Genomic DNA, 15,125 nt, shown 5'->3' with positions numbered 1-15,125 from the left:
ATGGAGGTTCGGATTCTCGGCAGCTCTGGATCGGTGAGCGGGGCTCATAATCCTACAAGTGGCTATTTGCTGCGCCCGGAAAATGAGGTGCCCATTCTCATTGACTGTGGCCCCGGTGTCCTGTCCCAGCTACAGCAACACGCCGATCCGGCAAATACTCATATGCTGTTTAGCCATCTTCATCCGGACCACTGCCTAGATTTCCCATCGTTGTTAGTATGGCGGCGTTTTCATCCGATATCCCCCTCATCCGATATTCATCAGTGCTTTGGGCCCGACGCTACCCCAACTCATCTTGGTCGATTATCTTCCGATGAGCCAGATGACATCGAGAGCTTTGCTGACACTTTCCACTTCCACCCCTGGCGAGTAGGCAAGACGGAAACCCTCTCTGGCTGCACAATCACCCCCTACCCTGCGGTACACCCGATCCAGGCTTATGCCCTGCGAGTAGAAAATCAAGCCACCGGAAAAGTAGTTGCTTACTCAGGAGATTCCGCACACACGGAGGAGCTTATTCCCTGCGCGATGGGCGCAGACCTGTTTTTGTGCGAGGCCACCTGGGGGGCCAGCAGTAAAGATAAAGCACCAGGTATGCATATGAGTGGAGCGGAAGCTGGACGGTTAGCGACCCAGGCCGGAGTGAAACATCTAGTTCTTATCCACATACCACCGTGGGGGGATCCACAGGCAGCTTTCGACGCCGCACGGGCCGAATTTGATGGGCCGATCTCACTTGGATTAGCTGGGGACACGTGGGACCTTTAGTCTAAGGTATATGGTTGATTTTCTACGTTTAGACGGTCGCGCTGTTGACGAGATGCGACCGGTCAAGATCACACGAGGTTTTACCAGCAACCCGGCAGGAAGCGTTCTAGTGGAATTTGGCCGCACCAGGGTCATGTGCACCGCTTCCATCGAAGAGGGAGTTCCCCGCTTTCGACGGGATACTGGTGAAGGTTGGCTTAGCGCCGAATACGCCATGCTGCCGGCTGCTACTCACGACCGGATGCCGCGAGAATCCACCCGTGGGAAAGTAAAAGGGCGAACTCACGAAATTTCTCGACTAGTCGGCCGATCCCTCCGAGCCGCCATTGATCTGAGCCAATTAGGGGAAAACACTATTCAGCTAGATTGCGATGTACTACAGGCAGATGGGGGGACTCGAACTGCGTCGATAACTGGCGCCTATGTTGCTCTGGCAGACGCTGTTGCGGCCCTTCATGCCCGTGGTGTCATCCCCGATGGGAAAAATCCTTTGCTACCGCCGGTCGCTGCTGTATCCGTCGGACTGATAGATGGGCGCGTGTGTTTAGATCTTCCCTATGAAGAAGACTCGCGCGCGGATGTAGACCTCAATGTTGTGATGACAGCAGAGGGGCGGTTTGTGGAAATCCAAGGTACGGGCGAACATGCAACCTTTGATCGTCAGCAACTTGATGAAATGCTTGATGTCGCGGCGAAGGGCTGCCAAGAGTTGTTTGTCAAGCAGAAAGCGGTGTTGGAGCAGTGACATGCCGAATTCACTTGGCCTCAAACAATAAGAAGAAGCTTCAGGAGCTGGACCGAATTTTGGTGGCTGCCGGCATCGAGGGGGTGGAAATCCTCCCGTTGTCGGAGGTGCCGTCTTATCCGGAACCAATAGAAGATGGAGAAAGCTTCGCCGATAACGCGCTCATCAAGGCGCGGGCAGGTGCCGCAGCCACCGGGCTTCCTACCATCGCGGATGATTCAGGGTTGACGGTCCAAGCGCTTAATGGGATGCCGGGGATCTTTTCCGCGCGATGGTCGGGACAGCACGGGGATGATGCGGCAAACAACGAGCTCCTGCTTGCTCAGTTAGCAGACCTTCCTGATGAGCGTCGGCGTGCGGCTTTTGTCTCGGCGTGCGTCTTGGTTATCCCCGATGGGGAAAACGTCGTTTCGGAAGGGGAATGGGAAGGGCGTTTGCTCCGTGCCCCGCGTGGTGAGAACGGGTTTGGATATGATCCGCTCTTTGTCCCCGATGGAGGCGATGGCCGGACCGCCGCGGAGATGAGCGCAGATGAAAAGGACGCCTGTTCCCATCGGGCGCAGGCGTTAGCAGGGTTGTTACCTCATCTTCGTCTGTTAGCTGGTTAGCTGTTGAGCTGAAACTTTTCGCTGACCTCTTTACGGCGATTAGCCTCGACGAAGAAGGAAAGGAAGGGCACCACTCCGGCAGCTGCGGTGGTTAACCAGGTTAATGGTTTCCACCGGGCTCTTATTCCAAGAATGAGGGAACTGACAAGGTAAAACATAAATGCGATGCCGTGGATTGCGCCGATATAAGTAGCCCAGGTGGGAATGTGCTGGTATCCGAGTCCATATTGGGCGATCATCCGGCCGACGAGTGATAGCAGGCAGATACCGGTCACCCATGCGGAGATGGAGAAGATAGTTAGTGCAGTGCGCACTCGTTGTTTCCGTTGAGGATGGATTCGGGGCGGAGTGGTGCTCATGTCCTAGTTCTCGGTTTCCTTTGGGTACTGGGATCGGTGTTGCTTGTTCAGGTTATTGAATGTCTCGACGTCAAGGTGTGGGCGTGGTGGCAAGAATTCCTCATCTATCTCAGTGATTTCCTTGCCGTAGCGCTTTTCGTCGGCTTCAAAAAGTTGTTGAAGCCGTTCTTCGTCGTTTTGAGCATCAATTAGCTCGTTTTCATAGTGCAGATACTTTCTATAGGCATAGACGAAGAAAGCTCCGAATAGGGGCCATTGGAGTGCGTATCCAAGGTTTTGGAAGGTCCCGCTACCGGATTGGAATCGAGTCCATTGCCACCATGCTAGACCGAAGGTGGCGATCACTGCGAGCGTGAGGAAGATAACGGGTCCTAGCCGGGCACGTTTATGGGCCCGCTGGGTATTGGCGTTTTCCTCGGTTTTACTCACATAGATAGAATACCCATCACCCTGAAGTTTGTTCATCCAGGGCGGTGCATTACACTGTCTCTCATGCGCCCGTGGCGGAACTGGCAGACGCGCTGGATTTAGGTTCCAGTGCCTTCGGGCGTGGGAGTTCGAGTCTCCCCGGGCGCACAAGCTAACCCTATTACTATTATCTGTGGAAATTCTTGGTTTTCCACAGATTTTTCTCTCTATCATTCACCATTGCCCCCAATTGTCTCTGGAGCAGGCATAGTGAGTGCATGACTTTATTAACTCAATGGGCCGAGGTGCTCAACCGGGGGATTGAGTTAGTGTGGGAGATCCATCAATTTGCTCAACATGGAGATGCGGAGAAGCATCTTTCCCGAGTTTTGCCAATGAGCCTTCATGACGTGGGCCGTTTTCGGCGCTTAGCACACCAAATGTTCGGCCCGGCACCGCGTGAAGTGTTAGCTTTTCGTCGAGAAACAGTGGAACATGCTCGACGTCTTGGGGTGGACATAAATCGGTTAGTGGTTATTAATGTGGCTGCCGGGAAAATTCCTCAGCAATACCGCATGGTTCGAGAGCAATTATTTCGTCGGATGGTTGATCAGGCGATGAACCACTCGATAAAGGAATTAAAAAATTGGGGGAATAGGTTGGTGTCTGAAATGCATCCTGATCCTCAATCTGGGGCCCACCATAAACGTGCGGTGCGTAATTCCCGAACTTCGGATGCAGACGGGTTAATGCACATGATGATTCGTGGCCCAGAGCTGAAAGTAGCACGATTGATAACGCACATAGAAAGCGCTGCCCGTCGCCGTTGGAGACCATCCGATGAAGTGCGTTTTGAGCAGGCCAAATTTGATGCTTTAGAAGAACTCATTTTAGGGCGTTTCCCTTATGCAACTGCGCCCAATAATCCGTTGACCTCTCTAATACATCAGCCAGCAGTGGTTATTCGAGCGCCGGAATTGAATCAAGACAGAGTTGTGCTTGATGAACACGGACGCGAATGGTTTGCCACCACGGACGGTGCGATGTTGACCGCAGAAGATTACATCTCGCTTCGCTTAGCTGATCACGGCTGGGCGGTGGTCATTGGTCAGAACAACCAACCACTGAGTCTTCGCCAGATTGAGCGCCGGTTTTCTCCCGCGCAAAAAGCTGCCCAAGCATTGATGCAATTAACCTGCGCGGGTTCTGATTGCCACCGGCCCGCGATCGGTTGCGAAGGCCATCATATTCACCCATGGTCCCAGGGCGGTAAAACCACAATGTCTAATTTGGCTCTATTATGTTCCTCCTGTCATGCCCGGGTGGGAGAGCATTCAGGTTCACGTAATGACCGCTTAAATAAAACGCCCGACGGTAGGTTCGAATGGATATCTCCCGACGGAACGCGTCATAGAAGTGCCATGCCTGTCGATTCCTGCAATGGGATAGCTTTGGCTGTGGGTGAAGATGAGGGGCAACCCTCTCGGGGGAAGTAGCCTTAACGGGGTTAATAGATACTAAAAAGCATTATCTGTGACAAAAATAACAGAACTTTTCTCTATCGTCGATCAAGTCAAAGAAGTCGCTGCTCAGGGTGGATTCGCGCGTCTTATTTTGTTTCGCTTTGCGATTAACTTCCTTTTGGAAGGGATAAAACACGTCTAAAACATGATGGAATCCTCATATTGTGTGGCATAGTGTTCACTCACGAGACGGCGGGCACCAGCCTGCCGTTTGTCATGGATCGACAGGAGCGACTGCATAATGAGCGAAACACGGGTCATCCAGGGAGACCGCCTGGTAGATACCATCGGGGATACTGCATGGGTATTTGCTGGTCAAGGGGTGAACTGGCTAAGTACACTCCGCAATGCCGGGATCACTCCAGCCTTGGCATCGGCGATAAAGGAAGCAGAAAGAAAGCTTTCGCTAATTGCTGACGAGGTTGAGCTAACTCAGCCCCGTGGATTCTTCCCGATCAAATGGATGAATGATGAATCTGTAGATGAGAATGCCGATTGGCTAAAGGCAGCTGCAGTTTCAGTACCCGGTATTACTTTGGCAAATATTGCAGTGGTTGATTCTCTTCGCCAACAGGGTGTCCCTGAGCCAGTGGCGGTAGCAGGACATTCCCAGGGAGTGATTGGTGCTGCTTATGCAGAAGGAAAACTTGATGCTACGGATTCTCTGGTAGTCGCGATTCTGATTGGAGCTGCAGTAACCCGAAATTCTCAATGGTTAGGGTTAATCGACGATGGTGAAAATTCCCCGATGCTCAGTGTGTCTGGGGCTAACCGTGACGATTTGGAAAACCTAATCTCGGGTCTTGATATTGAACGGTCCGTGCCAGTAGCTATTTCGCTCAAGAATGGTCGGGATTCTTGGGTGTTGACAGGCCAGCCGGAACAATTAAGCAAAATACGGTCTGCTTTAGAAAAACGGGCTACCAGAGAGCAGAAATTAGCGCAGCAAAAACTTAAGGGAGGAGCTCCGTTTTCTCCGAAAATTGCTGATTTGCCTATTTCGGTAGGCTTCCATGTTCCTAGCCATGAAGATGCAGTTGTCGAGGTTATTAAGTGGGCACGTGAGTGTGGCGTCAACGTGGATATCGCCGAGAAGCTCGCACGTGCGATTATGGTGACACCGGTTGATTGGCCAGCTGATGTGGCAGAACTCGCGAAAAAGGCTGAATGGATTCTAGACCTAGGGCCGGGAACTGGCGTCAATAAACTAACGCGTGATTTAGTTGCAGGATTAGGGGTAGGCACGCTTGCTCTTGGTACTGATGAGGGACAAGAAGCACTCTTTGATGCTGGAAAAGCACCTGAGCTGCCTCAGAAATATTCCGACTATCTGCCGGAAGTAGTGATTCGCGATGGGAAGGCAGTGCTGGAAACACGGTTTACTAAGTTGACTGGGTTCTCTCCGGTCATGCTGCCAGGTATGACCCCATCAACGGTGGATCCTGCTATTGTTGCGGCTGCGGCAAACGCTGGTTATTGGGCAGAATTAGCTGGCGGTGGGCAAGTGACTCCGGAAATTCTCGACGAGAATGTGGAGCGGCTCAAAGAACTCTTGGTGCCGGGAGCTACCGCGCAGTTCAACGCAATGTACCTCAATCCGGCCCAATGGCGTATGCACATTGAAGGCCGAAGGATGGTCCCACGTGCTCGCGCAAATGGTGTGCCGTTTAATGGCGTAGTGGTTTCTGCGGGAGTGCCTCCATTAACTGAGGCAGTAGAGTTAATTAATAACCTTCGTGATGCTGGTTTTTCGTGGATATCGTTTAAGCCGGGTACTGTTCAGCAAATCCGTCAGGTGCTCTCCATCGCCGATGAAGTGCCATCAATTCCCCTGTTAATGCAAGTTGAAGGTGGGAAAGCAGGTGGGCACCATTCGTGGGAAGATTTGGATGAACTTCTGTTAGCGACCTATGGCGAGACTCGCCGACGGGATAACATTATTTTGGCTGTTGGCGGTGGATTGCGGGGTCCAGAGCACGCAGCTGAATATCTAAGTGGCGAGTGGTCCAATCGCCACGGATATCCTCACATGCCTGTGGATGGCATTCTCGTGGGAACAGCCGCAATGGCGACCGCAGAGTCTACTGCTTCTCCATCGGTGAAAGAGGCCTTAGTAAAGACCAAAGGGCTGAGTGGATGGGTCGCATCTGGAAGCGGCGAAGGAGATATGGCCTCCGGTTTGTCTCAATTGGGTGCGGACCTCTACGAGATCAACAACTCCTTTGCTCGCGCTGGTCGCCTCTTGGATTCGGTGGCCGGTGATGTCGAAGCTGTAGCTGCTCGGCGAGACGAAATCATTGAAGCTCTATCTCATACTGCGAAACCATTTTTTGGCGAACTTCGCGACATGACCTATCAACAATGGTTGGAACGTTATGTTGAGTTGTGCTTCCCCTGGGTGGATGTCACCTGGTTCCAACGGTTCGAAGAGATGCTATCTCGGGCTGAGGCACGTCTGTCTACTACAGACAGAGGGGAGATAACCGCCCTCATTGAGGCCAGTAGTGACGTCGAGCCTTCTGAATATATTTCTCAGCTACTGCAGCATTACCCGGATGCAGCTGATACGACTTTGCATCCGGCTGATCGGTCCTGGTTCCTTGCCTTGCTTGATCGCCCGGGTAAACCTGCTCCCTTCGTCCCCATCATCGATGGGGAAGTACGACGTTGGTTCCGGCAGGACTCTTTGTGGCAGGCCCACGATGATCGCTATGACGCAGACCAGGTGTGTATTATCCCAGGGATCGCTGCGGTCGATGCCATTGAAAAAGCTAATGAACCAGTAGCAGATTTGCTGGGGCGTTATGAGGCGGCAGCTGTGCGTCGCGTTGGTGGTGAAGGACGAGTTGAGGAGCGAACACCAGTGGTCCGTGTCCTCAACGCCCATGGCACGGTGTGGGCTGGTCGTTATCAGACATCCTTGGTCGAGCGAATTGCGCCACGCGACCAATGGGAACTTAGCTCGGATGGTCACCGGGCCAGTCTTCCCTTCGGCGCAGAGTTGGTGACGCAGGATAACCGGCATGTCCAGCTTTCAGTTCCGCTGGCGGATCAAGCGCAATTGGTCGTGCGCATCACTCTGCCGGAGCGCGACAATGCGCTTAGCCCGCAGGTCACTGCTGCTGACGCAGAGCAGGCGATGACTCAGCTTACTGAAATCGCGGCGGGCGGGCAGTTAGCTCCTATCCACGATGGGAAAGCAACTTGGTCAACCACTCTTGGTACAAGCAGGGTGAAAGACTATGTCCAAGCCACCGCGGGAGTTACTGGAACTTCTCACACTTTGGTGCCCGATGTTTTGGTTGGTGCGGCGTGGCCGGCTGTTTTCGCTGCTGTTGCAGATGCGCGGGTTCCTGACCACGATAGTGATCTTGTCGTAGAAGGCATGTTGTCTTTGGTGCATCTTGAGCATCACCTGAAGATGCAGGCAGATAGTTTGCCAAGTCCTGATACCGAACTTGACATCACAGCAACTTGCGACGAGGTCACTGATACCGATATCGGTCGGATTGTGGTGGTGCGCGCCCACATTACCGCCGATAATCAGCCGGTGGCTCAACTTTCCGAGCGTTTTGCGATCCGCGGACGGAATGGGAATAAGACGGCGCGTACTAACACTTCCGCGCTTCCTAGCGTTATTGATACGCCCCGTAGTTTCCGCAATGAGCTCACGGTGTCAGCTCCTCTGTCCATGAGGCCTTTTGCTATTGCCTCTGGAGATCGAAACCCCTTGCATGTTTCTCAAGCCGCTGCTCGCCTAGCTGGTCTTGAAGATGTCATTGTGCATGGCATGTGGACCTCCGCTCTCGGGGAGCTCGCTGCTACTTACGATGGGGCGAAACTATGTGAATACACTGCCACGATGCTGGCCCCGGTTGCTCCAGGAGCTGAGGTTGAGTTCGTGGTAGAACGCACAGGTATTGATAATCGCCCTGGTCGTGGTGAAGTGCGTAGCGTCAGTGCCATCGTCGATGGAGAAACTGTCCTGAGTGCGACGGCGGTGATGGCTGCTCCGCGTACGTTCTATGCTTTCCCAGGCCAGGGGATCCAGTCCCAGGGGATGGGGATGGCCTCGCGTCAGTCTTCTGCTGCGGCGCGTCAAGTATGGGATCGCGCAGATTCCCATACGCGCTCTCGGCTTGGGTTCTCGGTCCTGGACATCGTGCAGAATAATCCCCGTGAGGTTGTCGTCGATGGAGAGAGATTCTTCCATCCTGACGGGGTGCTATTCCTCACTCAATTCACTCAGGTCGCTATGGCCACTTTGGGTGTGGCGCAAATCGCTGAGATGAAAGAAGCTGGGGTTCTCGATACGCAGGCGTGGTTTGCTGGCCATTCGGTCGGTGAATACAATGCCCTCGCTGCATATTCTGGGGTTCTGTCCTTAGAAAACGTGGTGGAGATTGTGTATCGGCGTGGTCTAACGATGCACCGCCTTGTCGAGAGAGACGAGAATGGTCATTCCAATTATGGGTTGGCTGCCTTGCGTCCGCACAAGATGGGTGTCAGCGCCGATGAAGTGTTTGGGTATGTGGAGAACATCGCTCACAGCAGCGGCGAGTTCTTGGAGATCGTGAATCATAATTTGGCCGGTCGCCAATACGCGGTTGCTGGGACCTTAGCAGGTTTGAAAGCTCTGGCGGAGGATGTTGAGAAGCGGGCTCCGGGTAACCGGGCGTTAATCATGATTCCGGGAATTGATGTTCCGTTCCACTCCTCGCATTTGCGTGATGGGGTTGATGATTTCCGGGCCCATCTTGATGCGTTGATCCCTCATGATTTTGAGGCCGACGTCCTTCTCGGCCGCTATATTCCTAATCTGGTGGCTCGCCCGTTCAGTTTGGAGCGCAGCTTCATCGAAGCTATGGACGAGGTTATTGATTCTCCGATTATTTCGGATCTGCTCGCCGGCAAACTCACCCCCGCCACCGATACAGAATTAGCTCGCACTCTGCTGATTGAGTTGCTGGCCTGGCAGTTTGCTTCCCCAGTGCGCTGGATTGAAACCCAAGACATCATGTGTGATGAGCTTCAGATCCAACGCTTTGTTGAGGTTGGTGTCGGCTCCGCCCCAACGTTGGCCAACTTGATGGCTCAGACGGTTGTGCTGCCACAGCACCAAGGAACGTCGATAGAGGTGCTCAACGTGGAGCGGGATCGGGCCGTGGTCTTTGCCGAGGATGAAGACATCCGCGAGCGGAATTCCTCCATCGAGGATGAACCAGCGGAGACTGCTCCAGCGGTGGAGGAGACAACGGAGAGCACCGCTTCCGCCCCGGCAGCGACCGTCGAGCCTGTTGCTTCCTCGTCGGCCTCGACCGAGCGCCCCGCAGATCTTCCCTTTACTCCAGCCGATGCCACCGCCATGTTGATTGCGCTGTGGACAAAGGTACGGCCGGATCAAATGGGTGCAGCGGATTCCATCGAAACGTTGGTTGAGGGTGTTTCTTCTCGACGTAATCAGTTGCTTTTGGATCTGGGCGTGGAATTCGGTTTGGGTGCCATTGATGGTGCCGCTGACGCTGAATTATCTGATCTCTATCAGACAGTTGGCGGAATGGCCCGCGGTTACCAGCCCTTCGGCCCCGTTCTTTCGGATTCTGTTGCTGATGCCCTACGGAGGATTACTGGCCCGACAGGTAAGAAAGCCTCCGCCATTGGGGATCGGGTGAGAGATGCATGGCAACTCGGTGAGGGCTGGGTGCATCACACCACTGCCGAAATTGTGCTCGGTGCCCGGGAGGGCGCCAGTATTCGGGGTGGAGATCTTGCCACGTTGAGTACGGTAAGTCCTGGGTCGGCAAGTGACCTTGAATCGCTCATTGACGAGGCTGTCAAAGCAGTGGGCCAGCGTCATGGCATCGCGGTGGAGCTTCCTGCTGCTGGGGGTACCGGCGGCGGTGTCGTTGACGCAGCAGCTTTGGGTGATTTCGCTGAGCACGTGACAGGGGAAACCGGTGTCTTGGCGGCAACGGCTCGCACCATCCTCGGTAAGTTGGGTCTGGATACACCGCCCTCCATCGAGGATAACGATGACAGTGATGCCCAAGCTCTAGAACTCGTCAGCCGGGAGCTGGGCTCTGACTGGTTGCGCTTGGTGGCCCCGAGTTTCGATCCCCAGCGTGCAGTTTTGCTGGATGATTTCTGGGCAGTAGCCCGAGAAAAGCTCTCGCGTGCTTTCATCGGAGAAATCGATCCGGACAGTCTCGACCTGTACGGTGCGGGTGAGGAAGTTGCCCAACAAGCTGAGTTCTTTGGATTTGAGTCCGCAGCGGAACGTGCTCGACGCACTGAGCCTTTAGCTCATGCTGGGGAAGTTGCGGTAGTTACCGGCGCCTCCCCGGATTCTATTGCTGCTGCTATTGTTGCGGAATTGCTCCATGGTGGTGCGACGGTCGTAGCTACCACATCTAACTTGTCTCCTGCGCGCTTGGCTTTCTATAAGCAGCTTTATGCTGATCATGCCCGAGCCCAGGCGAAATTGTGGGTGGTTCCGGCTAATCTTAGTTCTTATAGTGATCTGGATGCGTTGTGTGACTGGGTGGGATCTGAGCAGACTGCCACCGTTGGGGGCGCTAGCCAAGTCATCAAGCCAGCCTTAGTTCCTACTATTTTGTTCCCCTTCGCTGCGCCGCGGGTATCAGGAACTGTTGATGATGCTGGTTCTGCTGCGGAAACCCAGATGCGGTTACTGTTGTGGTCGGTGGAGCGTCTTGTGGCGGGGCTGTCCCGGCTCGGGCAGGACACCCACGTCGGACACCGGCTGCACGTGGTGCTGCCAGGTTCCCCGAACCGAGGGCGTTTTGGTGGTGACGGTGCTTATGGCGAATCAAAGGCCGCCCTTGATGCTTTGATCACCCGGTGGCACGCCGAGCCATGGGGTCAGCGCACCACCTTGGTTCATGCTCTTATTGGTTGGGTTCGTGGCACGGGTCTAATGGCCCAAAATGATCGTCTTGTGGCGTTGGTAGAAAACCGTGGGGTAGAGACTTATAGTCCGACGGAGATTGCTGAGCGTCTCATTGCTCAAGCATCGCCTGAGGTGAAGACTGCGGCGGCTGCTGAGCCGCAGGTGGTTAATTTCACCGGAGGTTTAGACCAGGCAGATATCAACCTGGCTGAACTTGCTAGAGAGGTGCAACAAGCCTCAGAAACTTCTGAGCCGGCCGAGGATAATGAGCGACGCATCAAAGCGCTACCCAGCCCACGTCGTGCTTTCACCGCACCGGTTCCGACTTTCGGACACATCACCCAACCGCTAGAAGACATGGTGGTCATTGTTGGTGCTGGCGAGTTAGGTCCGTGGGGTTCTTCCCGGACCCGATGGGAAGCAGAACTATCCGAGGAGCTGTCCGCCGCCGGCGTCGTAGAATTGGCCTGGTCCATGGGGCTTATCCAGTGGGATAACGGCTGGGTTGATTCCGATGGAAATGAGATAGAAGAATCTGATATCCACGAGCGCTTCCATGATGAAGTTCTAGCTCGCTGTGGTGTTCGCCGTTACCATGATGATTTCCACATGGTGGATAATCTTGCTCCGGAGCTGTCTACCATTTATCTGGATGAGGATCTGTCGTTTATGGTCCCCGATAGAGAAACCGCACAAAGCTACGTGACTGCGGATCCGGACCATACCCTTATCTATCCTGTTGGTGATGATGGTGAATGGCAGGTGGTGCGCCAATCTGGTGCTGCTATCCAGGTTCCCCGTCGGGTGCGGATGTCCCGGTTTGTGGGTGGACAAATTCCGGAGGGCTTTGACCCGGCAGTCTATGGCATCCCAGCAGATATGATTGACAATCTGGATCGGTTGGCGTTGTGGAATATCGTGTGTACGGTTGAGGCTTTCTTAGCCTCTGGGTTCTCCCCAGCTGAGCTGTTGGCGAAAGTTCACCCGGCCCGAGTATCTTCGACCCAAGGCACCGGTATGGGCGGGGTAGAATCCATGCGATCCCTGTATATCGACGGCCTTTTGGCTCAACCTCGTCCCAATGACATCCTCCAAGAGGCTCTGCCCAATGTGGTTGCTGCCCACGTGATGCAGTCCTACGTCGGCGGTTATGGGCAGATGATTCACCCCGTCGCAGCCTGCGCCACGGCGGCAGTCTCGGTGGAAGAAGGCGTCGATAAGGTCCGACTAGGTAAGGCTGATGTTGTTGTCACCGGCGGTTTGGATGATCTTTCCATCGAAGGAATCACCGGCTTCGGAGACATGGCTGCGACGGCTGATTCTGGTGAGCTGGAAGCAAAGGGAATAGATCACCGTCATTTCTCTCGAGCTAATGACCGTCGTCGTGCTGGTTTCGTGGAATCCGAGGGTGGCGGCACCATCTTGTTAGCCCGCGGAAGCACTGCCCTCGAGCTCGGACTACCGGTCCTGGGCGTGGTGGCCTTCGCTGAATCCTTCGCCGATGGGGCACACACATCCATCCCAGCTCCTGGCTTAGGTGCGCTATCGGCTGCCCGCGGAGGACAACAATCACGCTTGGCTAGCTCCCTTGAAGCCGTGGGTGTGACACCCGACGACATCTCTATCGTGTCGAAGCATGACACGTCCACTAATGCGAATGATCCAAATGAGTCGGATCTTCATGAGCGGATCGCAGCGGCTATGGGACGCAGTGCTGGCAATCCTTTGTATGTCATTTCCCAGAAGACTCTGACCGGTCACGCTAAAGGTGGCGCCGCGGCATTCCAGATGATCGGGCTTAGCCAAGTGCTCCGCAGCGGAGTCGTGCCGGCGAATAGATCGCTGGACTGTGTTGACCCGGTACTCCGCAAGAATCCTCACCTCGTGTGGCTTCGGACCCCGCTCAACTTAAGCCAGCAACCCCCCAAAGCTGGTTTAGTGACCTCCCTCGGCTTCGGCCACGTCTCAGCCTTGATTGCCTTGGTCCACCCTGAGGCTTTCCGAGTAGCTGTGGAAAACCAGGTAGGGGCGGAAGCGGCCCGTGCTTGGCAACAGGAATCAGAGCGTCGGACCATCGCTGGAACCCGGATTATTGAAGAGGGTATGTACGGTGCGACGCTGTATCGACGACCCGTAGACCGTAATCTCGGTGCCTCCGGTGATGCCGCCAAGGAACGCGAAGCTGCCGTGCTCTTAGATGAGCAGGCCCGTCTCGTTGATGGAGTGCTACGACCTGGGGTAGCGGATGCCTAACCACGTGAGCGTGGGAGTAGACCTGGTTTTCATCCCGGCTTTCCGGGAACAACTAGAACAACCAGGTTCTACTTTTCTGCAGGTTTTTACCCCCCTCGAACGGCGAATAGCTCGAGGCTACCGGACCCCCGAGGCACGGACTGAGCACCTGGCCGGTCGCTGGGCTGCGAAAGAAGCTTTTATCAAAGCCTGGTCCCAAGCTCGCTACGGATTAGCCCCATTGATGAGTGAAGCCGATATTCCGTTCCGACAGATAGAGGTGCGTCCGGATCGATGGGGAAGGGTTCAGATTTCCCCCATCGGGGATGTAGCGACGGCGATAAGGCGCTCCCTGGGAGATCCCCAGTTTGCCTTGTCCATTAGCCACGATGGGGATTACGCGATGGCTTATTGCCAATGGCACTATGAGGCGGTCGCTACGGCAAACAGGTAGGAAACCAACATGCGCTTGGTTTCCTCCACGGTGTGCTGTACATCACGGTGATCTCCGACGGCATAATTCAGTAACGAAGTCACCGTATGAACGAGGAAACCTGCTAGTTCTTGGCGGTCAATGCGGGTATTTCCGACCAGGAGCGGGCGCAGGACGTTGGCGATAATCTCTAATAGAGGCTTTTCGATTGCAGTAGCGGTGGCGCGAGTAGTGGGGGTCGATTGCATGGCGTGCCAGACTGCGCGGCGAGACCGGTCAGCTTGCCATACTGAAGCGAGGTGATCAATAAAATTCGCTAGAAGCTCGGGCCACTGAGGGGCCGGGATCCGAGCAGAGAATTTCTGCAGTTCCGCGATAATGGCTCCGGTGTCTTCTCGTTCCAATTCACAAATGAGGACGTATTTATTGGCGAAATATTGATAGAGAGTCCCAATCGGAACTTCAGCGCGTCGCGCTACTTCATCAAATGTGAAAGACTCAAATCCTTGTTCTACCAGCACTTCTCTGGCGGCACTGAGGAGCCGAGAGTACTTCTCTCGGCTGCGCTGCTGGACAGGGCGTCGCCGCGGCTGGAGGATTCGAGGTTCGATCTGGCTCATCCCTGAGGTAAATTCCGGATCAATCGCGCGACATGCCCTGTAGCCCGCACATTGTATTGCGCTAATTCAAGGTGGGCGTCGGACCCAATAACAAATGTTGAGCGGATTACCCCTTCGGTGACCCGACCATAGTTTTTCTTCTCTCCCCAGGCGCCATAGTCGCTCAGCGTGCGATGCTCGGGATCAGAAAGCAACGGGAAGGGAAGGGAGAACTTGTCACGAAAAGCAGCTAATTTCTCGGGTTGATCAGGAGAAATCCCGACGACTGCGACACCAGCATCACTGAGCTCGGCTAAATTATCGCGGAAATCACATGCTTCTTTGGTGCACCCAGGGGTATTAGCTCGTGGGTAAAAATACAGCACCAATCGGGCATGTCCTGCCAATAACTCGCCCAGTGAAACGTTCTTACCCTCGTGGTTGGGCAGCGTGAAATCGGGCGCTGGATCGCCGACGTTTAGTCGCTTGTGCTCAGTCATACGCCCCAGGATAGCCGGGACGGAGAGGATCTGCGTTAAG

The 15,125-nt window shown here is 54.6% G+C and carries 10 protein-coding genes and 1 tRNA gene; 7 read left to right on the top strand and 4 right to left on the bottom strand.

Annotated features, from left to right (window positions below; all coding sequences use genetic code 11):
- The 3 genes from GP475_RS09800 to rdgB are packed head-to-tail and all read left to right on the top strand — an operon-like array spanning nt 1 to nt 2,121.
- Entirely contained in the window at nt 1-768 is a 768-nt protein-coding gene (locus GP475_RS09800; RefSeq protein ID WP_187974207.1) for an MBL fold metallo-hydrolase, read from the top strand.
- A gap of 10 nt (nt 769-778) precedes the next feature.
- Nucleotides 779-1,513: a ribonuclease PH gene (rph, locus tag GP475_RS09795; RefSeq protein WP_187974206.1), complete on the top strand. Its 735-nt coding sequence runs from the start codon at nt 779-781 to the stop codon at nt 1,511-1,513.
- On the top strand, nt 1,510-2,121 hold the full coding sequence (gene rdgB / locus GP475_RS09790) for an RdgB/HAM1 family non-canonical purine NTP pyrophosphatase (RefSeq protein ID WP_187974205.1): 612 nt from the start codon (nt 1,510-1,512) through the stop codon (nt 2,119-2,121). The genes rph and rdgB overlap by 4 nt, the downstream gene beginning before the upstream one ends.
- Here the strand turns inward: rdgB and GP475_RS09785 are convergent.
- Together GP475_RS09785 and GP475_RS09780 are read right to left on the bottom strand one after the other, a co-directional pair.
- Nucleotides 2,118-2,480, bottom strand: a complete 363-nt coding sequence (locus tag GP475_RS09785) for a DUF3817 domain-containing protein (RefSeq protein WP_187974204.1) — start codon at nt 2,478-2,480, stop codon at nt 2,118-2,120. The two genes, rdgB and GP475_RS09785, sit on opposite strands and share 4 nt — an antisense overlap.
- 3 nt (nt 2,481-2,483) lie before the next feature.
- A complete protein-coding gene (locus tag GP475_RS09780; RefSeq protein ID WP_394367386.1) occupies nt 2,484-2,909 on the bottom strand; it encodes a hypothetical protein in 426 nt (141 codons plus the stop codon).
- A gap of 65 nt (nt 2,910-2,974) precedes the next feature.
- On the opposite strand from GP475_RS09780, the gene GP475_RS09775 reads away from it, so the two are divergent.
- From GP475_RS09775 to acpS, 4 genes are all read left to right on the top strand, one after another.
- Nucleotides 2,975-3,056: transfer RNA gene (locus GP475_RS09775), tRNA-Leu, on the top strand.
- A gap of 110 nt (nt 3,057-3,166) precedes the next feature.
- Complete coding sequence (locus GP475_RS09770; RefSeq protein ID WP_187974203.1) at nt 3,167-4,384, top strand: HNH endonuclease signature motif containing protein; 1,218 nt, start codon at nt 3,167-3,169, stop codon at nt 4,382-4,384.
- Between the two features lie 268 nt (nt 4,385-4,652).
- Nucleotides 4,653-13,574 carry a type I polyketide synthase gene (locus GP475_RS09765; RefSeq protein WP_187974202.1) on the top strand — a complete coding sequence of 2,974 codons (8,922 nt, stop codon included), beginning with the start codon at nt 4,653-4,655 and terminating at the stop codon, nt 13,572-13,574.
- On the top strand, nt 13,567-14,007 hold the full coding sequence (acpS, locus tag GP475_RS09760; protein ID WP_187974201.1) for a holo-ACP synthase AcpS: 441 nt from the start codon (nt 13,567-13,569) through the stop codon (nt 14,005-14,007). The genes GP475_RS09765 and acpS overlap by 8 nt, the downstream gene beginning before the upstream one ends.
- Here the strand turns inward: acpS and GP475_RS09755 are convergent.
- Both GP475_RS09755 and bcp read right to left on the bottom strand, forming a co-directional pair.
- The gene (locus GP475_RS09755) at nt 13,977-14,606 is read right to left on the bottom strand and encodes a TetR/AcrR family transcriptional regulator (RefSeq protein WP_187974200.1); all 630 of its coding nucleotides are present in this window, start codon (nt 14,604-14,606) and stop codon (nt 13,977-13,979) included. The genes acpS and GP475_RS09755 overlap by 31 nt on opposite strands.
- Nucleotides 14,603-15,085 carry a thioredoxin-dependent thiol peroxidase gene (bcp, locus tag GP475_RS09750; protein WP_187974199.1) on the bottom strand — a complete coding sequence of 161 codons (483 nt, stop codon included), beginning with the start codon at nt 15,083-15,085 and terminating at the stop codon, nt 14,603-14,605. Before bcp ends, GP475_RS09755 begins: the two co-directional genes overlap by 4 nt.
- Nucleotides 15,086-15,125: the final 40 nt, after the last annotated feature.

The organism is Corynebacterium poyangense, from assembly GCF_014522205.1.
In the GTDB taxonomy this organism is placed as follows: Bacteria; Actinomycetota; Actinomycetes; order Mycobacteriales; family Mycobacteriaceae; genus Corynebacterium; species Corynebacterium poyangense.
This window is presented reverse-complemented; position numbering and strand designations above follow the sequence as displayed.